Annotated in this window: 20 protein-coding genes, 1 tRNA gene and 1 riboswitch; of the genes, 1 reads left to right on the top strand and 20 read right to left on the bottom strand. The window is 46.0% G+C overall.

From position 1 onward, the window contains the following. The 17 genes from apgM to KKI13_04905 all read right to left on the bottom strand — a co-directional run. The coding region (gene apgM, locus KKI13_04825) for a 2,3-bisphosphoglycerate-independent phosphoglycerate mutase (protein ID MBU4488371.1) at nt 1–922 on the bottom strand (922 nt) is incomplete at its 3' end. Further along, complete coding sequence (locus KKI13_04830; protein ID MBU4488372.1) at nt 919–1,974, bottom strand: threonine synthase; 1,056 nt, start codon at nt 1,972–1,974, stop codon at nt 919–921. The genes apgM and KKI13_04830, both read right to left, overlap by 4 nt. Next, nucleotides 1,974–3,269 (bottom strand): homoserine dehydrogenase, encoded by a 1,296-nt coding sequence (locus tag KKI13_04835; protein ID MBU4488373.1) that lies wholly within the window; start codon nt 3,267–3,269, stop codon nt 1,974–1,976. The genes KKI13_04830 and KKI13_04835 overlap by 1 nt, the downstream gene beginning before the upstream one ends. Before the next feature lie 147 nt (nt 3,270–3,416). Beyond that, a tRNA-Pro gene (locus tag KKI13_04840) sits at nt 3,417–3,494 on the bottom strand. An 11-nt stretch (nt 3,495–3,505) separates the two neighbouring features. Beyond that, nucleotides 3,506–4,504 (bottom strand): NAD(P)-dependent glycerol-3-phosphate dehydrogenase, encoded by a 999-nt coding sequence (locus KKI13_04845; GenBank protein MBU4488374.1) that lies wholly within the window; start codon nt 4,502–4,504, stop codon nt 3,506–3,508. 130 nt (nt 4,505–4,634) lie between these two features. Beyond that, complete coding sequence (locus KKI13_04850) at nt 4,635–5,015, bottom strand: hypothetical protein (GenBank protein MBU4488375.1); 381 nt, start codon at nt 5,013–5,015, stop codon at nt 4,635–4,637. Nucleotides 5,016–5,182: 167 nt separating this feature from the next. Next, on the bottom strand, nt 5,183–5,788 hold the full coding sequence (gene plsY, locus KKI13_04855; protein ID MBU4488376.1) for a glycerol-3-phosphate 1-O-acyltransferase PlsY: 606 nt from the start codon (nt 5,786–5,788) through the stop codon (nt 5,183–5,185). Further along, the gene (der, locus tag KKI13_04860; protein MBU4488377.1) at nt 5,785–7,119 is read right to left on the bottom strand and encodes a ribosome biogenesis GTPase Der; all 1,335 of its coding nucleotides are present in this window, start codon (nt 7,117–7,119) and stop codon (nt 5,785–5,787) included. The genes plsY and der overlap by 4 nt, the downstream gene beginning before the upstream one ends. Further along, nucleotides 7,097–7,657 (bottom strand): CDP-alcohol phosphatidyltransferase family protein, encoded by a 561-nt coding sequence (locus KKI13_04865; GenBank protein MBU4488378.1) that lies wholly within the window; start codon nt 7,655–7,657, stop codon nt 7,097–7,099. The genes der and KKI13_04865 overlap by 23 nt, the downstream gene beginning before the upstream one ends. A gap of 58 nt (nt 7,658–7,715) precedes the next feature. Then, nucleotides 7,716–8,456 (bottom strand): adenosylcobinamide-GDP ribazoletransferase, encoded by a 741-nt coding sequence (cobS, locus tag KKI13_04870; GenBank protein ID MBU4488379.1) that lies wholly within the window; start codon nt 8,454–8,456, stop codon nt 7,716–7,718. Further along, entirely contained in the window at nt 8,456–9,526 is a 1,071-nt protein-coding gene (cobT, locus tag KKI13_04875) for a nicotinate-nucleotide--dimethylbenzimidazole phosphoribosyltransferase (protein MBU4488380.1), read from the bottom strand. Before cobT ends, cobS begins: the two co-directional genes overlap by 1 nt. A gap of 1 nt (nt 9,527) precedes the next feature. Continuing rightward, nucleotides 9,528–10,052, bottom strand: a complete 525-nt coding sequence (cobU, locus tag KKI13_04880; protein MBU4488381.1) for a bifunctional adenosylcobinamide kinase/adenosylcobinamide-phosphate guanylyltransferase — start codon at nt 10,050–10,052, stop codon at nt 9,528–9,530. Then, nucleotides 10,028–10,615 carry a histidine phosphatase family protein gene (locus tag KKI13_04885; protein MBU4488382.1) on the bottom strand — a complete coding sequence of 196 codons (588 nt, stop codon included), beginning with the start codon at nt 10,613–10,615 and terminating at the stop codon, nt 10,028–10,030. Before KKI13_04885 ends, cobU begins: the two co-directional genes overlap by 25 nt. After that, nucleotides 10,600–11,409, bottom strand: a complete 810-nt coding sequence (locus KKI13_04890; GenBank protein MBU4488383.1) for an ABC transporter ATP-binding protein — start codon at nt 11,407–11,409, stop codon at nt 10,600–10,602. The genes KKI13_04885 and KKI13_04890 overlap by 16 nt, the downstream gene beginning before the upstream one ends. Continuing rightward, the gene (locus tag KKI13_04895) at nt 11,406–12,368 is read right to left on the bottom strand and encodes an iron ABC transporter permease (protein MBU4488384.1); all 963 of its coding nucleotides are present in this window, start codon (nt 12,366–12,368) and stop codon (nt 11,406–11,408) included. Before KKI13_04895 ends, KKI13_04890 begins: the two co-directional genes overlap by 4 nt. Beyond that, nucleotides 12,361–13,209 (bottom strand): cobalamin-binding protein, encoded by an 849-nt coding sequence (locus KKI13_04900; protein MBU4488385.1) that lies wholly within the window; start codon nt 13,207–13,209, stop codon nt 12,361–12,363. The genes KKI13_04895 and KKI13_04900 overlap by 8 nt, the downstream gene beginning before the upstream one ends. Next, the gene (locus KKI13_04905) at nt 13,209–15,212 is read right to left on the bottom strand and encodes a TonB-dependent receptor (protein MBU4488386.1); all 2,004 of its coding nucleotides are present in this window, start codon (nt 15,210–15,212) and stop codon (nt 13,209–13,211) included. Before KKI13_04905 ends, KKI13_04900 begins: the two co-directional genes overlap by 1 nt. Nucleotides 15,213–15,419: 207 nt before the next feature. Next, nucleotides 15,420–15,567, bottom strand: a riboswitch (cobalamin riboswitch). Between the two features lie 764 nt (nt 15,568–16,331). Between KKI13_04905 and KKI13_04910 the strand changes: the two genes are divergently transcribed. Further along, nucleotides 16,332–17,306, top strand: coding sequence for a hypothetical protein (locus tag KKI13_04910; GenBank protein MBU4488387.1), 975 nt, complete (start codon nt 16,332–16,334; stop codon nt 17,304–17,306). A gap of 13 nt (nt 17,307–17,319) precedes the next feature. Here KKI13_04910 and KKI13_04915 read toward each other — a convergent pair whose 3' ends face one another. From KKI13_04915 to KKI13_04925, 3 genes are all read right to left on the bottom strand, one after another. Next, complete coding sequence (locus KKI13_04915) at nt 17,320–18,273, bottom strand: hypothetical protein (GenBank protein MBU4488388.1); 954 nt, start codon at nt 18,271–18,273, stop codon at nt 17,320–17,322. A 95-nt stretch (nt 18,274–18,368) separates the two neighbouring features. Continuing rightward, nucleotides 18,369–19,310, bottom strand: coding sequence for a hypothetical protein (locus KKI13_04920; GenBank protein MBU4488389.1), 942 nt, complete (start codon nt 19,308–19,310; stop codon nt 18,369–18,371). 8 nt (nt 19,311–19,318) lie between these two features. Continuing rightward, a partial coding sequence (locus KKI13_04925) for a hypothetical protein (protein ID MBU4488390.1) occupies nt 19,319–19,671 on the bottom strand: 353 nt, incomplete at its 5' end.

Here is a 19,671-nt window from a genome sequence, read left to right on the forward strand (position 1 = left end):
CGGCTTCGTCAGGCGCCTCAACATGTATGAAAACAAAATCATTCTTTTCTAAAGACGCGATGGCATAATCCGCCTTACCCTGGTAATTGGTATCGTAATAACCTGTCGCGCCCGGTACTTTGATCGGCTCAAGGCCTATTAGTTTTCCTATGCCATTCAAAAGGTCCACCGCCGAAATTATGGAACCACCCATACCGTATTTCTCTTTAAATAGCGGTAGATCCGGTTTTGAGCCCTGCCCCCACAACCATATCATGTTTGCGGGGTTCTCTTTTAAGTCCAGGCGTACTTTATTAACGTCATTCTTCGCAAGAATGCCCCTTGAATCTTCCATCAACTTTATAAGAAGCTCCGCGCCTTTGCCTTTCGGCAGGTTATCCTTTATCCCCTGCCCGACCATGTCGTGAGGCGGCATATACTTTATCTTTGTAAGGTCGGCTTCCTTTTTATCGAACGCAAAATGCCTGCCGTTTTTTATAACTGCAAGGTGCCTGTAGCTCATACCAGGATAAAATCTAATAAGCGGTGTCCCCAACTTAGCATCTAGCTCTTTTATCAGGATCTCCGCTTCTTTCGACTTTATGTGCCCGGCGCTGTAATCGGTAAGTATGCCCTTATCTTCCGTAATAAGATTGCATCTGAAAGCGACGTCATTTTCTTCCAGGTTAATATTCACGTTTGCGGCTTCAAGAGGGCCCCTGCCGGAATAATACTTTTTAGGGTCATATCCCAGGATAGCGAGATTGGCAACATCGCTCGCGGGCGTCATGCCCTTTGGTATCGTGCACGCTGTCCCTACTATTCCGTTTTTAGCGATAAAATTCATATTCGGAATTTTAGATGCCTCTATCGGCGTCCTGTCGCCGAGCGAGGCGATGGGGTAATCGCTCATTCCATCTGCCACCATGACTATATATTTCATAACGCCATTTCCTCCAGCACTGCCTTAAGGTCGTTTGGTAAAACCTTTGGCTTTTCCACGCTAGCTATGGCCCTGTCCGGATCTTTTAATCCGTGGCCGGTCAAAACGCACACTACGCGCGAATCTTTTTTGAAATACCCTTTTTTAGAATATTTTAGGAGCCCCGCGACTGAGGCAGCTGATGCGGGCTCTGCAAAGACCCCTTCTTTATCGGCCAATATTTTATAAGCATTCAAAATCTCTTCATCACTTACCATATCTATTTCGCCGCCGGATTCATCTCTTGCGGCCACCGCCTGTTTCCAGCTTGCGGGATTACCTATCTTTATCGCCGTCGCTATGGTATCCGGTTTTTTTACTACATGCCCTCTTACTATGGGAGCCGATCCTTCTGCCTGAAAACCGACCATCTTCGGAAGATTTTTGCTCTTTCCCGCTTTATTATATTCTTTATATCCCTTCCAATAGGCAGTAATGTTGCCGGCGTTTCCGACCGGAATAACGTGGTAATCCGGCGCTTCGCCGTCAAATGCATCACATATCTCAAAAGCGCCCGTCTTTTGACCCTCGATCCTATACGGATTGATCGAATTTACGAGAGTTATGGGATATTTATCGGTAATCGCTATGACTAAAGTAAGCGCGTCGTCAAAATTTCCGTCAATCGCTATAACTTTGGCCCCGTGAATAAGCGCCTGAGCCAATTTTCCAAGAGCAATGGCGCCCGAAGGTATAAGCACTATGCATTTTATACTGCCCCTCGCGGCATATGCCGCGGCTGAAGCGGAGGTATTGCCGGTCGAAGCGCACATAACAGCGCGAGATCCTTCCTCAATGGCCTTCGTGACAGCTACCGTCATGCCTCTGTCTTTAAATGAACCTGTGGGATTTAAGCCCTCGTATTTGAGATATACCTCCATGCCGTTCCCGGCCAATTCGCTTAAGTGGCAGGCGTAAATAAGAGGTGTATCCCCTTCATTCAATGATACTACCGGCGTCTTACTACTTATGGGCAGATATTTTTTATAGCGCTCTATTACACCTTTATACATCAGCTCATCTCCATTCTGACCGCAACGGGCTTTCCGGATATAAAATTGAACTTATTTATCATGCTTAAGGCCTTCCTCAGGTCGGCTTCAACGGCCTCATGCGTCATCATAACGATGGGGACGGCGTGCCGTCTATTCCTATCCTTCTGGGTCACGTCGGCTATGCTTATCTTAAAATCTGCCAGTATCCCGGCTATAGCTGCCAGGACACCCGGCTTATCTATGGCCATGAACCTGATATAGTATTTGCTTTTCACCATGCCTATTCTCTTCATGACTTTCATGCCCGGATTAAAAGAGATATGCGCGGAGGTGATCTCGCTTCCTTTTGACACACACTCGGCAATATCAATTATGTCGGAAAATACGGCGCTGGAAGTAGCCCTCTCGCCCGCCCCTTCACCATAGAGAAGGCTTTCGCCTATCAGATCGCCTTTTATATAAATTGCGTTCTGGGAGCCCTTCACGCTGGCTAAAAGGTGTTGCGACGAAAGAAGCGTCGGATGGACCCTGACGTCAAGCCCGCCGGCCTCGTTCTTTGCAATGGCAAGAAGTTTAATCGTATATCCAAGCTCTTTAGCATATTGGATATCGCAGAGCTCCACATCTTCTATGCCTTCCACATACATATCCTTAACGTCGATAAATCTTCCAAATCCTAAAAGCGAAAGGATGGCGATTTTATGCGCAGAATCCATACCGCTTATATCCAGGGCAGGGTTTCGCTCAGCGATGCCCAATTCTTGAGCATCGCGCAAAGCTTCTCTGAAGGACTTGCCCTCTTCTTCCATTTTTGAGAGTATGTAATTTGACGTTCCGTTTATTATGCCGTAGATCGCCTGTATCTTATTTGCTATGAAAGAGTCACTAAGGCATTTTATGACTGGTATGCCGCCGCCAACCGATCCTTCGAATTTTATGGCGACACCGTTTTTCGCGGCCGCTTCAAATAGCTCTCTTCCCGAATCGGCAAGAAGGGCTTTATTGGCAGTTACAACATGCTTGCCGTTATTAAGCGCCTTGAGTATGAACTCCTTAGCCGGATGTATGCCCCCGATAAGCTCTACAACAATATCTATATTAGGGTCGTTTAAAATATCGTTTGCATTGGGCGTGAGTTGTGATTTAGGAATATTGATACTACGCCTCGATCTTCGGTCTTTATCGGCCACTTTGACCAGCTCGACAGGAATTTCTTTCTTAGAGCTTACAAACGAACTTTTCTTCGCAAAGATCTTTACGACACCGGCTCCTACAGTACCGAATCCGATCAATCCTATCTTTACCTTTCTCATATCATCCTTTCGGAATTTAGAATTTAGTGGTTCTACTTCGCTCGAATACTTTCGTTCTACTTCGTCAAATATTTATATATTTGACTTCGTAGGAACGATTCCTGCGAAGCCATACTCCTCCGAAACACTAATATGTGCGAAGTAGAATGGTCGGGGCGGGCGGATTTGAACCGCCGACCTCTTGCACCCCAAGCAAGCGCGCTAGGCCAACTGCGCCACGCCCCGATAATGAGACCTTAATACACTTCCGGTTTTGCACTCCTAAGCATCAGATCTTTTACTACGTCTTTCGGTGATTTATTTTTATAAATTACTTCGTACACTTCCCGTGTAAGCGGCATATCGATATTATATTTTTTGGAAAGTTCATACGCCGATTTCGCGGTGGTAACTCCCTCCACCACCATTTCAGTCTCTTTTATTATATCATCCGCCCTTTTCCCTTTCCCGAGCATTTCTCCAAACCACCTGTTTCTGCTGTACGGGCTTATACATGTCGTAATAAGATCACCTAATCCGCTAAGTCCGGCGAACGTTTCCTGCCTCGCCCCCATTGCAACGCCGAGCCTCATTATTTCGGCTAGACCTCTTGTCAAAATGGCCGCTTTCGTATTGGTGCCGAATCCCAAACTATCCGATATGCCTGCCGCAATCGCGATTATATTCTTCAGAGACCCGCCAAGCTCTACGCCGACAACATCTTCCGAGGTATACACCCTAAGGGTGGCGCTCATAAGAAGATCCCGCGCTCTCTCGGCAAGCTTTATCTCGCCGGATGCCGCAACGATTGTGGTGGGCAGGCCCCTGGCAACTTCTATGGCTATACTCGGACCCGACACAGCAACGACTTTTATATCTTTGCCCAGAAGCTCTTTTATTGTTTCGGACATGCGCAAGAGTGTATCGCCTTCTATACCCTTTGTAACCGATATATATAGCGCTTCTTTTGGGGCTATTTTCTTCAGATTTTCTAATACGCTGCGGAGATACTTGGATGGTATAGCTAAAATAATGGCATCTGCATTATCTATCGCATCTTCAAGTGAAGCGGTCATACGGACCCGATCGGGAATCTTTACGCCATTCAGGAATTTTGTGTTCTCTCTCGTCTTTGCTACGGACTCTATATAGTCCTTAAAAACTCCCCAAAGCGATACGCTCAGCCCTTTCTGGGAAAGTACTATCGAAAGTGCCGTACCCCAACCGCCATCTCCTACTACAGCAATCTTTTTCATATATTGGTTTAATTATAATATTAGATTCATAATTTAGCATATAAGCTAGTAATAGTCAAATAAAAAATCCCCGGAAAAATCCGGGGATTTTTTATCAGACTGCGGGGGTGGCATTTTCCAGTTAATCGTATCAGTTCATAGTGTTACCGGCCGTTAGGGCCGATAGATCTATTTTAAGCGAGTGAACGAAAGCGACGCAAAAGACATACTGGCCTGCAATGGCGTACAAAGTGCCGGCAGCTTTACAGATAAGCTTATCTTCGCCGGTGTCAGAATCATGCTTCCTGAGCACATGAAAATGTTTCTTTTTCCAGGCCTCATTCGTCTCCTTAAGGCCTTTAAGGCATTCCAGGTCGGACGGGTCCTTTATGCATATTATCTCTCGGACGAAATAGATGCACCTCTTTTCTATCCTAGCGGTGACGCCGTCTTTTTCGACGACTTCACGTATGCAAAGGTCCCTCTTCCTGCTATCGAGTTTAGTGAGATTTTTATACAGTATCTCTCTCATTTTACCGACCCGCCTACATCGCGGCCTCCCATATTTAAAACTTTTTAAAAGACGTAAAGTAAGACGTATAAAAAATAAACCTCCTTCGGTTCACTATAAGTATATCATATAGAGCGGGAAAAGTCAATAAAGAATATCTAGCTTTTTTAAATCCTAATATAAGCTTCTTATGCCTTCTCGCCTACCTTGCGTTCCGTCCCAAGAATCAGGCGATCTATGTTATCCTTATGCTTGTAACATATTATAATACAAGCAGTTATAGCTAAAATTACGATATCTATCCCTTTGCCGCTGAAAGCTGCTATAAGCGGCACGGATACAGCCAGGAAAATTGAACCGAGTGATACGTACTTTGTGATCCAAACTGTTGCAATCCATACTAGGAGACCCGCTATCAATTCAACAGGCAGAAGAACCGCAAAGACTCCGATAAAAGTAGCGACGCCTTTACCCCCTTTAAAATTCAGAAAAATCGTCCAGTTATGGCCGGCGATCACTGCCATGCCTAAAAGCGCTCTGAAAAGATCGAAACTGACGGCCCCTTTTTGATAAAAAACTGACGCCAGAACCGTGACGGCCAAGACACCTTTCCCTATATCTACCATAAGCGTTATGGCTGCGGGCAATTTACCTAATACGCGCAATACATTTGTCGCGCCTACGTTTCCTGAGCCGTGCTTGCGTACATCCAGCCCGAAAATCTTCCCCATCAAATAGCTCGTCGGTATAGAGCCGAGTAAGTACGCGATTATTATGCCAAGTACTATCATCATCTTCTTTTCCTTCCACCCGCCATACGCTTAATTTTGATCCTGATCGGCACGCCCAGCAAACCCAGTTCTTCGCGCAATATGTTCTTCACATTTTCTATGTAATCATCCGGCAAAAAAGCGGTTTTATTTACGAGGATGCTGAATGTCTGCGGCAAAATACTCTCTTGCGCCAACTTGCGTATCTCTATTAATTTGCCCGAGCGGATCAGGGGCAGCCTCTCCGTCTTCTGCATAATATTTAGTATGTTCGCCAGCTCGTCCTTGGAGAAAACGGCCTTGGTGTTTTTTTCCACCAATTTCATAAGCGGAAATACCTCGTCTATATTGAGGCCTGTCTTGGCTGAAGTAAAGAGAACCGGCATAGATCTTATATAGTGCATCCTCTTACGAAGCGCGTCCTCATATCTGGACATCTCTACGTTCTTTACCGTATCCCATTTGTTGACGAGAAGAATGCACCCTTTTCCGCTTTCTTCCACAAGCCTTATGATCCTCATATCGTCTACCATAAGCCCCTCGTAGCCGTCTATCATTACTATGCAAATATCGCTCCGGTTTATACTCCCTTCCGCTCTTAAAAGGCTATGAGCGTCTACCGGCTCTTTTATCTTCCTTTTATGCCGCATGCCGGCAGTGTCTATAAATATGAAATCTTTTCCCTCTTTTTCAAGGTGAATATCTATCGAATCTCTTGTAGTGCCCGGCGCCTCGTGTACAATGACCCTCTCTTCGTTTATTATCCTGTTTATAAAAGATGATTTGCCTACGTTCGGGCGTCCGACCACCGCAAGTTTCATCGCGCCTGGCGGATATTCCGCTTCTGCCGGATGGGCATTGACCACTAGCTTCTCGACCAATTCAGTGATGCCCAGATTATGTATGGCCGAAACAGCATAAACAGGGTCTATACCAAAATTATAAAAACCGCCGATCTCTTTTTCCAGACGCTCATTATCTACCTTATTTACAGCCAGGATCAATTCTTTGCCGGACTTTCGCAGTATAGAGAGGATATCCTCATCCTGCGGCATAACTCCCGAGGTTACATCGCACACAAAAAGGACCGCATCCGTTTTAACTATGGCGAGCTCTATCTGCCCCTTGACCAGCGCCATAAGGTGGTCTTTTTTACCGATCTCATAGCCGCCGGTATCTACCAACTCAAAAGAAACCCCGTTTTTATTTACTACGGCTCTTACCCTGTCTCTCGTAGTGCCTGCCAGCTGCTCTGTTATGGCCTGGCGCTTTCCGACAATCCTATTAAATAGCGTCGATTTTCCTACATTCGGCCGTCCGACTATACATATTTTATATATGCTTTGTTTTTCCATTTAGAACCCTATTTGCCCTTAACAAGTAATGTGCACCCGAAAAAACGGTAAAAAGCGCCGCAAGCGTCCATATCGCATAAGAATATTTAAACTGGATCAATACGCTGAGGATCGTGGCCATTTGAAAAAAAGTGGTGACCTTGCCCAGCATGCTTGGTTTAAACTCTACATATCCGTACACAAAATATATAACTGCCGCGCCTGTTAATATAAAGAGATCCCTCGTCAGGACTATTACGAGGACCCACGGCGGGATCTTAAGGTGCGCCGGGCCGTATGCCACTAAAGAGAGAGTAATAAATGACACCGCAAGCAGAAACTTATCCGCTAAAGGATCCAGCAATATGCCTAACGAGGTTATCTGGCTATACCTTCTGGCAATAAACCCGTCGACGGCATCCGTAATAACAGCTACGAGAAATATTATAAGAGGAAGACGGGATAAAAAAGGATTGCCCTCAGTGTGGTATATGACGCTTACCACAAATGTGGGCGTCAAAAGCAGCCTCGCCAAAGAAAGTGCGTTTGGTATGTTCATGTTATGCTATGTTATATTGTATAATTGGGTACAATATAACACAATGACGCGCAAAAGGTCAAGCCCATTCCTGAATAGCGAAGAAGATTAGCGTAATTATCTGGGCAATTTCATTAATAGCGCCAAGCGTATCGCCGGTTATGCCGTCGATCCTAGTATTTATGGATTTGCCCGTTATATAAGCACTTAGCGCTACTATGGCAAAAATTAAAAACCCCTTTAGGTGCCATAGCGCTATCGCGATAAATAGCGTAATAAAAGACGCGAAAGTAAAATTCTTTACGTCCGTATTTTTAAAGAAAAGGAGGGCCTTGCCTTCTTTACGGGCATAAGGAAACGAAAACATCGCGAATACCATGGCCCATCTACTCAAAACACACATAAGGAGTAATGCTTTGGCTTTTATGTCTATGCCTATTTCTGATAAAAGCGCGATCCCAAGTATAACGGCTATGACGATGCTTAAAGCCCCCATAGTGCCTATATGCGGATCGCGCATAATCCTTAATATTTCGTCTCTGCCTTTTCCGCCTGCAATACCATCAAAAGTATCACCCAACCCGTCGAGATGAAGCCCGCCGGTAACGAAAATAAGGAACGCTACTATAATAGTATTTACGCATAATTGCCCAAGATTTAAAAAAGAGAAAAGCTGATTGGCGGCGACTAAAAATAAACCTATTAATAAGCCTACGAGCGGAAAGAAAACGATAGCCCTTTTTAGCTTACCCTCTTCCAATTTTCCGCCTTTAACAGGTAAAAGCGTCAAAAATTGCAATGCGACCAAAAAACTCCTCATTATTTGGACCTTTCCGAAACATTTGCGCTCTTGAATGTCGCCATCTCGTTTAATATCCTAACCGAAGCCTCTACTATGCTGATTCCCAATGCCGCGCCTGTTCCTTCACCCAGTCGCAGATCCAGATTAAGAATCGGCTTGAGCCCCATATAATCCAGGATAACCCTGTGGCCTTTTTCGACTGAAGAGTGGCTTGCGATTAAGTATCCTTTTATTTTCGGCTCTATGGTATACGCAATAAGCGCCGCCGCAGTAGATATAAAGCCGTCCATAACAACCGGCGTTCGATGCGAAGCGGAAGCCAAAACTATTCCCACTAGCCCTCCTATCTCAAAACCGCCCACTTTTGAAAGCACGTCCAGCGGATCATTGGGATCGGGCTTATTGATTTTGAGGGCTTTTTCTATCACATCGATCTTTTTCCCTAAAGCTTCATCGCCTATACCGGTGCCTCTGCCGGTAACGTCTTTGGCGCCTCTCCGGGTAAGACAGGCGCTTATAGCGCTCGCGGCAGTGGTATTTCCTATCCCCATCTCGCCTATACCTATAATATCCGCTCCGCCGGCTTTCTCTTCCTCAAAAATCTCTATGCCGGTTTCGACCGATTTTATTGCCTCGTCCCTTGTCATTGCCCGGCCTTTTAGAAAATTTTTCGTTCCGAAAGCGATCTTTCTATCTTTAAAGTTAGCAAGCCGCGAGTCATGAGTCGTGAGTTTTTCCGCAACTCCCATATCTACTACTATGACCCTTGCGCCGACATGACGGGCAAGGACATTTATTCCCGCTCCGCCATTTATGAAATTGTAGACCATTTGGGCGGTTACTTCCTTAGGGTACGCGCTAACACCTTCCTCTGTGATGCCGTGATCAGCTGCGAGCGTGAATATGACCTTATGTCTCAGTTTCGAAGTATTTTTTCCGGTTATACCTGCAATAAGCCTTGCGATCTCTTCGAGCCTGCCCAGACTACCCAGAGGCTTTGTAAGATTATTGAGCCGCTCCTGCGTTTTATTCATACAGTCGGCGTCGAGTTCTGAAATCCTATCCACGATTTTCTTTATTTTTTCCACCTTATTTAATCCTTCTCGCTAAGCCTGAAACAAGGAAATATGCCTCATCGGCCGCAGCCGCTGCAATTTGATTCATCCTGCCGGCTATATCCCGAAAATCTCTTGCCATTTTATTATTCGGAACTATCCCCAAACCCACCTCGTTAGACACGACTATGGATTTAGCCCTTATTTTCGCGAGGGCTCTAAGCATACTGGTAATATCATGTTCGATCCGCCTTTCTTTAAAGCCACGCAGGATCAAATCCGAGATCAGTAAAGTCAGGCAGTCTATTATAATAACGTCGAAGTCAGAACCTGCCTTCGTTAAGAGCATAGCTATATTCTTCGGTTTTTCAAAAGTCCGCCAGTGCGCCGGCCTTGTCTTCCTGTGAAGGGCTATGCGCTCTTTCATCTCTTTATCGCAGGCAGAACAGGTCGCGACGAACGCTACCCCTTTAGACTTATCCCGCCCTTTAGCCAACGAAACGGCAAATCTGCTTTTGCCGCTTCTGGCGCCGCCTAAAACAAAGGTAATCTTACCCATCTATTCCCTTTCTCCTCGTTTGATACAACCGCGCATACAGAACCCCATTCTAATCTCGTTTTCCACATATCTTCGATCTCCAGGATGTCGCTTATAATCGCCTTTATCGTCCCGGCGTGCGTAATCAACGCTATCGTTTTATTCGCATTCTGCCGAATTATCTCGTTTAAAGGCGTTTCGATCCTTTTTATAAAATCCTTCATGTTCTCGCCTTCCGGAATATTTACATTATGTGGATTATCTATCCATTTTGAGTATATCTCCGGATATTCCCGCATAATCTCCTCGTAAGTCAGCCCTTCGAATACGCCAAAATCCATTTCATTCAAGCCCGTCATAACAGTTACGGGAAATTCCCCAAACGCTATTCTGGCAAACTGCAGCGCTCGTTTAGCGCCGCTTGAATAAACGGCGTTGATCTTCTCATTTTTTAGCGCCTCACAAAGTTCCGCCGCCTGGCGCCTTCCTATGTCATTTAACTCCATATCTGTGTGACCGCAATATTTTTTTGCCAAACTCCAGTCGGTTATGCCGTGCCTTATGATAATCAGTTTTGTTTGCATCTGTCTTCTCCGGGAATTATGGTTATAAAAGGCTTTGAAGATAACGGGTTTTTATTTACAAGGACCACGGTCTTATACACGGATTCTATGTTTTCGTACGTCAGCACCTCATGAGGGCTGCCTTCTTTAAAAATAGATCCTTCATTCAAAAGAATTATCCTGTCGCAGTACTCGCTCGCGAGGTTCAGGTCGTGCAGGACCATGATTATTGAGAGGCCCTTTTCCCTGTTAAGCTTCTTTAAGAGGTCAAGTATCTGTATCTGATAGCCGATATCGAGGTGAGACGTCGGCTCATCCAGCAATAGCAATATGGGTTCCTGTGCAAGTGCCTTCGCGATTATGACCCGCTGCCTTTCCCCCGCGCTTAAGTTATCTATATATTTTTCCTTAAGGTAAAGCGCGTCGGTCAAAGAAAGCGCTTTTTCGGCTATCGTGAAATCATTTCTTGTTTCAAGCTCAAGCCTGCCTAAATGCGGGATCCTGCCCATAAGCGCTATTTCCCATACCGTAAAAGAAAAATTTATCAGGATATCCTGGGGCACAAAAGCGGTTTTGCGCGAGAATTCCTTCAAAGCCATCTTGTGGATGTCTTTTCCCGACAATTCTATCCGGCCTTTTCGCGGGACGAGAACCCGGCTAAGGAACCGCAATAGAGTGGACTTTCCGGAACCGTTAGGCCCTATTATGCCTAAGAAATCACCTTTATTTACGACAAAAGATATGTCCCTTACGATGTTTTCTTTGCCATAGCCGCCGGATAGGTCATCAACTCGAAGCAGTAGCTCTCTTGTCATCTCATCCCCTGTCTTGTCCTGAGCAGTATTATGAATATAGGCGCTCCGACGAGCGCCGTAATAACTCCGATGGGTATCTCCATGGGAGGCATCAATGAACGCGATAACATATCGCATATAATCATAAAAGATGCCGCCGCGAGGCATGTAGCCGGTATAAGCCTTCTGTGAGCGGGCCCGACGATAAACCTCATCATGTGCGGGATGATGAGCCCCACGAAACCTATTATGCCGCATATGGAAACAACGCTTGCCGTGACTAATGAGGTGAGTAGAAATACGATCTTTTTCACCGCTTCCGTATTTATGCCAAGGTGGACGGCCTCCTCTTCGCCGATACTTATGGCATTCAGGTCCTGCGAGAACATATACATAGCGGCAATACCAGCAATAACGATTATGCTTACTACGCAAATAAGTTTAGTGTCATATACATGCATACTTCCCCATAACCACCACATAATCCCATGAAGCGCCTCATTAGGGGAAATAGATATCGCGAAAACAAGTATACCCGATAACGCTATGGACACTACCACACCGGCAAGGATTAATGACTGGACAGGGACTTTATTCCCTTCCCTGGCCAGATTATAGACCAGGATAAAACTCAAAGTCGCCCCTAAAAACGCGGCGAGTGGAAGCCATAATCCCTGAATCCCCATAATTATTCCCAATACCGCCCCCAGGCCCGCGCCGCTTGATGTCCCCAGCAGATAGGGCTCCGCCAAAGGATTTCTCAGTATTGCCTGTAATGCCGCGCCGGAAACCGCGAGTCCGCTCGCCGCTATCGCGGCAAGAAAAATACGCAAAAGCCTGAGATGGAGTATAGGCCTGTTTGCCTCTGAAAAAAGCTCAAGAAACGGTATGCCGACAGAGCCCTTCGTTATGCCAAGAAATACCGCGAAAGCCAATATAAGAAAAAGAAACCAAATTTTTCTTTCAGGCGTTTTATTCATCTTTTCGGGTGATCCTCCTCTCTAATGCCTTAAGGCCTTCTATGAGGCGCGGTCCCGGCCTAAGCAATATATCCGAATCAATATCGTTATATACGCGACTCATGCGGACAGCGGATATATCGCTCCATCCTAATCGTTTTTTAACAACATCCAAGGGCCGCTCCTCCGACATATAAGTAAGAATGATATAATCCGGGTCACGCTTTATCACCTGCTCGGCTGAGAAATAGCCGTATGCCTTTTTCATGTCACCCGCTATATTAACACCGCCTGCAAGCGTTATCAATTCATTAATAAAAGATTTCCCTCCGGCCGTTAAAAGCGGATCATCCCATATTTCTATAAAGACTTTTGGCCTATCCTCACCAGTTCCGGCGCGCCGGCTCAATCTAATCATCTCATCCCTCATTTTTTTGGTCAGTTTTTCGGCCTCGCGGCTCCGGCCGGTAAGCTTGCCTATTTCCTTTATTGAAAATAGTAGCTCTTCAATGGTGACCGGATCGCTCACATAAAGCCTTAATCCCAGCCCGCGCAGCATTGTGACGGCGGACGCCTGTTCAAGGCCCGTCCCGAAAATAATGTCCGGCTTAAGCGAAAGAATCTTCTCGGCGTTCAGATAGCTGAAGGTACCGACCTTCTCCTTCCCTTTTGCCTCCTCCGGATAGTCGCAAAATGAGCTGACGCCAACAATTTCATCATCCAACCCCAGGGCAAACAGGATCTCTGTCGTCGCCGGCGCGAGCGATATGATACGTAAGTTTTGCGGCTCGCCAGCACCTTCGCCGGTTTCCGCATGGATTATCAACAATGCTAAAACTAATAAACAAATATATTTTTTCATTAGAATGTAACCTTGCCGCCTCCATAAAACGATATGCCCGGCATGCCATAGCCGTCCACTTCCTCGTAGAACTGGTTCAACAGGTTCTCTACCCGGGCAAACAGCTCAAAATTTTTATTTACGATGTACCTGCCGGACACATCTACTTTATTATAATGCTTAAGGTTTATCTGCTCTTCACTCCATATTCCCGGCGCTGTCTCTGTCCACCTGAAATCTTTCCGGCCGCTTACAAAAAGATAGGAGATATTAAAACTTAAATTGTTAATAGGCATAAGATCGGTGCTTAGTAAATGTTTATGCCTGGCTCTCCTGACCAGATATTGATGCGTTGTGTCGTCTTGGGCGTTGAGATAAGTGTATCGATAATCTATCTTTATTTTTTCGTTTGGCTTGAATGTAATCTGGTTTTCTACGCCCTGGATTGTAGCTTTATTGACGTTGAAGTACCGGCCTGTTCCGAAATCAAGATTAGTTACGGTCCAGTCTATAAGATTCTCCAGTTTTGTGTAAAACCATACTGATTCCATCTCTAGGCGCTCATCAAATAAACTTTGACCAAGCCCCGCCTCAAAGGAATTACTCTCTTCCGGTTTCAAATCAGGATTGCCGTTAGAGGGGTCATAAAGCTGATAAAGTGAAGGCGCTTTAAACCCCGTAGCCCATTTTCCTTTCACGCTTGTCTTCCAGTCAAAGGTATATTTACCGGATATCTCGTAAGTATCATAAGTGCCGAATTGCGAATGGTCATCAATACGGAATCCCACTATACTATGAAACTTATCGTCCATGTCAAATTTATTCTGCACATAATAGGCGACATTGTGATATTTTACACGCGGCGAATCAGCTATAAGCCACCAGTCCCATGCGGGAAAAAAGCTGACACTGGAAGAATCGCCTTCCTGCTCATAGTAGTCGATGCCGCAAAGCAATGTATCTCCCCTGAATAACTCCAGGATACTTTGCCCCTCATAAGAGGTATTGTTTCCTACAAATTTACTGTTTGAATATTCTCCCGGATCAAAATCATCGCCGGTATCTTTATCGTATGATTTATATTCTAGCCACGATGATTTAAACCCGAGTTTCCACCAATCAAACACGGCACAATCCGCGTAAGCGGATATGACCGTACTTATTACTCTGTTTCTGTTATTTGGGTCGTCTCCGCCATAACCACCGCTATCATCGAGCTTTGTCTCCGCATCCGTGTGCCTGAAAGTGGAACCAACACTAAAATTGTCAAACACATCATAATCTACTCGCGCGGAGACTGAAGTATTATGATATGCGTCTTTCTCATTGTTATCAAACTTCCCGTCCGCCTTGGATATGCCTCTTGTGTCTATTCTTGAGACGGCCGCTGAATAATACAATCCATTCATCTCGCCGTCTGAGCCGACCGCTTCTTTAAAAGTAACGTATGAACCGCCCTCGAGAGATGCCCATATCTTAGGCTTTCCCTTTCCTTTTTTAGTTACTATATCAATTACGCCGCCTATGGCATCAGAACCGTATAGAGTACTATGCGTTCCTCTAAGCACTTCTATTCTCTCAACATTATCAATTGTAAGGTTTGCGAAATTGAATGAAGCATTTGTGGAAATAGGATTGAACACCTTGACACCGTCTATCATCACAAGCGTGTGCCCCGAATCAGTTCCCCTTGTAAAAACGGAAGTTGAGCCGCCAAAAGGCCCCGTCTCCACTACATCTATCCCTGGAATCGTTTTCAAAAAATCTTTCACCATCGGTTTATTTTTTAACCCTATTTCATCGCTGTCAATAACTGTGATTGAAGAAGGGATGCTGCTTAAATAACTTTCGTATCTGGTGGGGCTGACAACGATCGGAGGGAGTTCTACCTCTTCTTTGATATCTTTTTTTGCTTCTTTTTTCACCTCTTCCGCAACTTCCGTCTCCGGCTTCTCTTCTACTTCCTCCGCTAAAACATTAAAGCATATTAACAACCCGACCACTACCAACAAAAACCTCTTCACTCTCTTCCTTTTCTAGACTTGGAGAGATCCGCCTTCGCCAAATACTTATCGTGTTTGGCTTCGGCGGATTCAATTCGCACCTAAAACTTACGTCACCGCAATCTTTACTATTACTCCGTAAGTTTTGTGCTCATTGAAAAAAAATAGCCCAACCTTCACTTGTGAGGTTGAGCAAATCCTTCTCCTCTCACCCCGAAGGTCTAATTTAGGTATCCTGGCTCAAGAGCGCACTTCGCCTTTGCCTTCCCATGCCGCCAGCTCCTCTCGGGGAACCAGTCGAAACAGTGGCTTTAGGCGCACTTCGTGCTCTTTTACAGTTGCGGGGGCAGCAACGGATTCTCACCGTCTTCCCTATGTTAATATATTTTTTAATGAACTGGTTAAAGTATACTTCCACCAGTAATAATTGTCAAGTAAAAATGCTCACTCTGTATAATAATAGTGGTACTCTCCTCGCTCCGGTGAGATGTTGCTCAACTTTGTGGTTGTCTCCGCTTGTCGCTCGCTCCGATTAGGCATCTTCGCTTCGCTGTCGCAAAATTTCCGACGTCTGGAACGCCTTTAAGGTGTCGAAAATTTTGAGAGTCGCTCCGACAAACCACAAAGTTTCGCCCCTATACGCAGTCGCTCGCAAATGAGACCACAACTTACGGAACGAAGTGACGTAAGTTGTATGGTCGAATTTATCCCGAGCGAAGCCGAGGGAGAGAGGTACCAATATTATTATACTGCAAACAGTACGTGGAGGAATCTCTTGTATAAGAAATATTGGCGTTTCCAGCGAGCGAATAAAAATTTTCCGCCGGAGGCGGATCAGCCTTTGGCTGAAGCCTCATTTGAGCCCGGGAAAAAGCGGTTAAATAGGGCGGCCTCGCCTAGTTAGGCGAGGCACTCCCTCAGACATTGCGTCTTCGGTCGGTGGCCACCATGCCGCCCCTGATTTGCCGTTACTTACGTATATGCAAATCATCCCGAGCGAAGTCGAGGGGCGCTTTTTCCCGTAGGCGAAAGGCGTAAAATTTTTACTTGAGCGAGCGGAAATGTCAATATTTCTATTATAAGCAAATTGACAACCGGCGCAAAACGGAGTATACTTATGGGCGAACCTTGGAGGAAACTATGCGGAAAATATCGACGGTATTATGCGTTCTCTTTCTCGCGCTCTCAGTAGCAACCACTTCTTACGCCATTGACCTTCAAAAATTGATGCACAATGCCCTTGGTAATGGATATTCCACTGCAATGGAAGGCAGTAGAATTCCGGCAAAGAAATATTTCCGGAAGGCCTTTGACCTCGCGAAAAAGCTTCGGGACTGGAGTGTCATGATAGATGCCGCGGGCGGCCTTTTGGCTTTGGGCGACCGCGAAGATGCCCTCAAATATTTTGATGAGGTCGCCAAATTGAATAAGAATCTGAAGGATTGGCGGGCAAGTATAGCGCTTGGTTACAACTATCTTGCGTTTCCGAAGGGTTTGATAGACGAGAGCCGCGCTATGGCTAACGCGGAACTTGCAAAAAAATACGCCTCCGATAAAAAAGACTGTCGGGGATTAATCGAAAGCGCAAAATTATTCGACAGGCTTAAAATGAAGGAGTCTTCGCTTGAATGCCTTGAGACTGCAAAAACCATCGGCATGGAATCCAAAAATGACGAAGCCATGATCGAGATCGCCTCTTACTACAAAAAATCGGGCGATGTTAAAAATAGCCAGAGCGCTATTAAATTAGCCGAACAATATAAATCAGAAACGCAAAAGGTGAAGCCCTATCCTCCGGATTTCAAGCCCTACGGCGAGACAGTGGCAGAACCTCGAAAGGTGCCTGTGGAAGCGCAAATTGCCGAACGCGAATCAACAGACAGCGAAATAAGCGCTAAGCTTGATTATCTGGCCAAAATGGAAGAAGCGAAAAGGAAGGAAAAGGAATATTATATCGCCTACGATGACTATTACGACTATCCTTATTATTACCGCTACTATTCTATCTACGACAATATCACGTATCTTCCGCCCGATTGGTTAGGCGACTGGGCGCGTTTTAATCTGCGCCGTTACCGCTTCCTGGACGGTAATTACATGTTCCTGGGCTGGTAAACGCCTTACGCCGTTATTTTAGTATATCGTTCGGCTTGAGCGGACAGGTGGCATTTATACTCGCTTTTGAAAATTTCTCCTGAACCTGCGTAATAGTAATTGTACCCACTCTCTCCGATTCGCTGCCGAGCGACATCCCCGTCTGCGGATCTATTAATTCTTCTCCCGGGCGATATACCGTAAAAGTATCTCCTACTTGTAAACCGCTATTGATGCCGGCGTTGATATATGCTTCATTGCCCGACGCCTTTATTACCCTGCCCTCCCACGGCACATTTTTCGTCCTTGTAATAATAGCTATAACGGCCTTATCAATCGCCTTTGCAGTTGCCTTACCTAATGGTGTATTTTGAAAAGCGCCTGTACCAAAACCCCAGTCACTTTCGGAATATCCGAAATCAAGCCCTGTAGCGCTGACCTTACCTTCACACCTTACCGAATCAAGTACCTGGCCTGTCGTTGTATCATAAATCCTTATATCTACGCCTACCTGCGCTTGAGATGTGGCAAGACCTACGTCAATACCTTTAATACTCAGGGCCCCGCCGCCGCCTGATTCTCTCAATCCAAATTGAGTCACAGCGCCTCTAATCATGATCTGCGCGGGTAAAACCCTTCCAAACTGCGGAGCGCCCTGCGATGTGGTCCTGCCGCTGGCGCCAAAGTCCTGCTCAGCGAGGACATCGGTTATTGCCTGTCTCTCTACCACAATAAATCTGCCGCTATCAATAAGGGCAGTGGTAAGCATCTCTGCCATGCCTTCCCCGAGGTTTATCTGGGCTGAGATACCCGCTTTATTTTCAAATTCCATGACCGCTATCGTCTTCTTTGGCCCTTCCGACGGAGGCAGGTCCTTAAATGATTTCGGCATCTTCTCTTTTTTCTTTTTTGCGGCAAAAGCATCCGTCGCTACGCCGCATGCTACAAGTATTACCAATAAGACAACAAAAATTTTATTCTTAAACATGGCAGCCTCCGAATTTTCCTGTTACTTTCTAGTGCGAAAATTCGTCCCGAGCAAGCGAGCTCGCATTTATGCGGGCGAGCGCGTCGAGGGACCCTTTACTCTACAAATTCCAGATCTATTCTATGCGCGGATTTCGCCGTTATTCTGACCAGCGGGCCGTTCTGCATCTCCTCTAAAAGATCGGCCAAAAAATCGGCGTTGCCCAAAAGGACCACATCAATGATTGCGACGTTTCGCTCGACGCTTCTTTCGTGGACGGCCTTTATGCTTCTCTGCTCATCTAGTGCCTCAATAAACTCTTTTGCCTTTGTATAATCTGCGTTGGAACAGACAATCTGAATAGTCGTTTCATTATATGCGTCACCGCCTATTTCTTCTTTGATCTCTTCTACGATCGAGGCGGCTATCTCACTAATGGCTTTCTCACAGGCCTTATTAGCAGTCGGAATACGGCCCGAGCCCCTTTCTGTCGCGCTGGCCGAATCTGACGTTATGACCTCGGCAGTATCTGTCTTTACCGCTTTTGCGGTAGCATCGCACTCATAGGTATAAACAGTCACCCCGTAAGGCTGAGACGTATCCGTCATATTGGATTTGGCCTCTACTACGACGACTATCTCTGCGCCGTAATTTCGGCCAAGCGCCGCGGCCCTGTCAGGATCGGAAAAACTGAGCACCGCATCGCGCTCTTTTATCATCTCCATCTGCGATTTATCTACAAGAGGAAAATTATTCGCCAAAAACTCTTTCTCCATTTTCGCCTGGACCATGCTGGCAGGCTGTTCAATCCCATCCACGTATTCTACGGTTATTACCATTATGCGGGGGTTAGACTTCCTTGGCGTTTCGGGCTTCGTCGCCGGAGGCGGCGCTATATTCGGAGGCAGATTCTCATCAAAATATTCATTAACGGGTGGATTGCCACCGGGAGGCTCAGTGGCCGGATCTTCGATTACCGGATACTCAAAGCCCGAATAAGCAAAAGGAATAAAAGACAGCATAAGAAACAATATTAAAAATGCACGTAAAGGCCTCATGGTACCTCCTATTTTAGCATTGTTTCGTTCGTTACTTCTGTATTAGGCCGGTCGTATTCACAAACCCTATAACCCGCGAGCTGCATCGCTTTTTCGAATTTATTGGTAAGCGGGCCGTTCAGCGCTATATCCAGTTCCAGATCCACCTCCGCGCTTCCATCGCCCAAATATCTCACTTCGGCCAATCGCGCCCCTTTAAGGGAGCCGTCTTCCGAAAAGTACCTCTCCTTGGGAAAATAATCGGGCGCTATCGCTTCCGCAATCTTGACAAGGTTATCATAAGCGAGGACGGTCGCCGCTTTCTTAGTAAATAAGCGCGCCTGCGGACTGTCAACACCCAGCCCTTCCGGCAGTGCCGCTC

It is taken from the genome of Candidatus Omnitrophota bacterium, assembly GCA_018894435.1.
GTDB lineage: Bacteria > Omnitrophota > Gorgyraeia > JAHIPI01 > JAHIPI01 > JAHIPI01.

Excerpts from the sequence above, each read along its gene's own strand:
- KKI13_04830 (MBU4488372.1), bottom strand. The coding sequence starts at position 1,974 with ATGTATAAAGGTGTAATAGAGCGCTATAAAAAATATCTGCCCATAAGT.
- KKI13_04835 (MBU4488373.1), bottom strand. The coding sequence starts at position 3,269 with ATGAGAAAGGTAAAGATAGGATTGATCGGATTCGGTACTGTAGGAGCC.
- KKI13_04845 (MBU4488374.1), bottom strand. The coding sequence starts at position 4,504 with ATGAAAAAGATTGCTGTAGTAGGAGATGGCGGTTGGGGTACGGCACTT.
- KKI13_04850 (MBU4488375.1), bottom strand. The coding sequence starts at position 5,015 with ATGAGAGAGATACTGTATAAAAATCTCACTAAACTCGATAGCAGGAAG.
- plsY (MBU4488376.1), bottom strand. The coding sequence starts at position 5,788 with ATGATGATAGTACTTGGCATAATAATCGCGTACTTACTCGGCTCTATA.
- der (MBU4488377.1), bottom strand. The coding sequence starts at position 7,119 with ATGGAAAAACAAAGCATATATAAAATATGTATAGTCGGACGGCCGAAT.
- KKI13_04865 (MBU4488378.1), bottom strand. The coding sequence starts at position 7,657 with ATGAACATACCAAACGCACTTTCTTTGGCGAGGCTGCTTTTGACGCCC.
- cobS (MBU4488379.1), bottom strand. The coding sequence starts at position 8,456 with ATGAGGAGTTTTTTGGTCGCATTGCAATTTTTGACGCTTTTACCTGTT.
- cobU (MBU4488381.1), bottom strand. The coding sequence starts at position 10,052 with ATGGGTAAGATTACCTTTGTTTTAGGCGGCGCCAGAAGCGGCAAAAGC.
- KKI13_04885 (MBU4488382.1), bottom strand. The coding sequence starts at position 10,615 with ATGCAAACAAAACTGATTATCATAAGGCACGGCATAACCGACTGGAGT.
- KKI13_04890 (MBU4488383.1), bottom strand. The coding sequence starts at position 11,409 with ATGACAAGAGAGCTACTGCTTCGAGTTGATGACCTATCCGGCGGCTAT.
- KKI13_04895 (MBU4488384.1), bottom strand. The coding sequence starts at position 12,368 with ATGAATAAAACGCCTGAAAGAAAAATTTGGTTTCTTTTTCTTATATTG.
- KKI13_04900 (MBU4488385.1), bottom strand. The coding sequence starts at position 13,209 with ATGAAAAAATATATTTGTTTATTAGTTTTAGCATTGTTGATAATCCAT.
- KKI13_04910 (MBU4488387.1), top strand. The coding sequence starts at position 16,332 with ATGCGGAAAATATCGACGGTATTATGCGTTCTCTTTCTCGCGCTCTCA.
- KKI13_04915 (MBU4488388.1), bottom strand. The coding sequence starts at position 18,273 with ATGTTTAAGAATAAAATTTTTGTTGTCTTATTGGTAATACTTGTAGCA.
- KKI13_04920 (MBU4488389.1), bottom strand. The coding sequence starts at position 19,310 with ATGAGGCCTTTACGTGCATTTTTAATATTGTTTCTTATGCTGTCTTTT.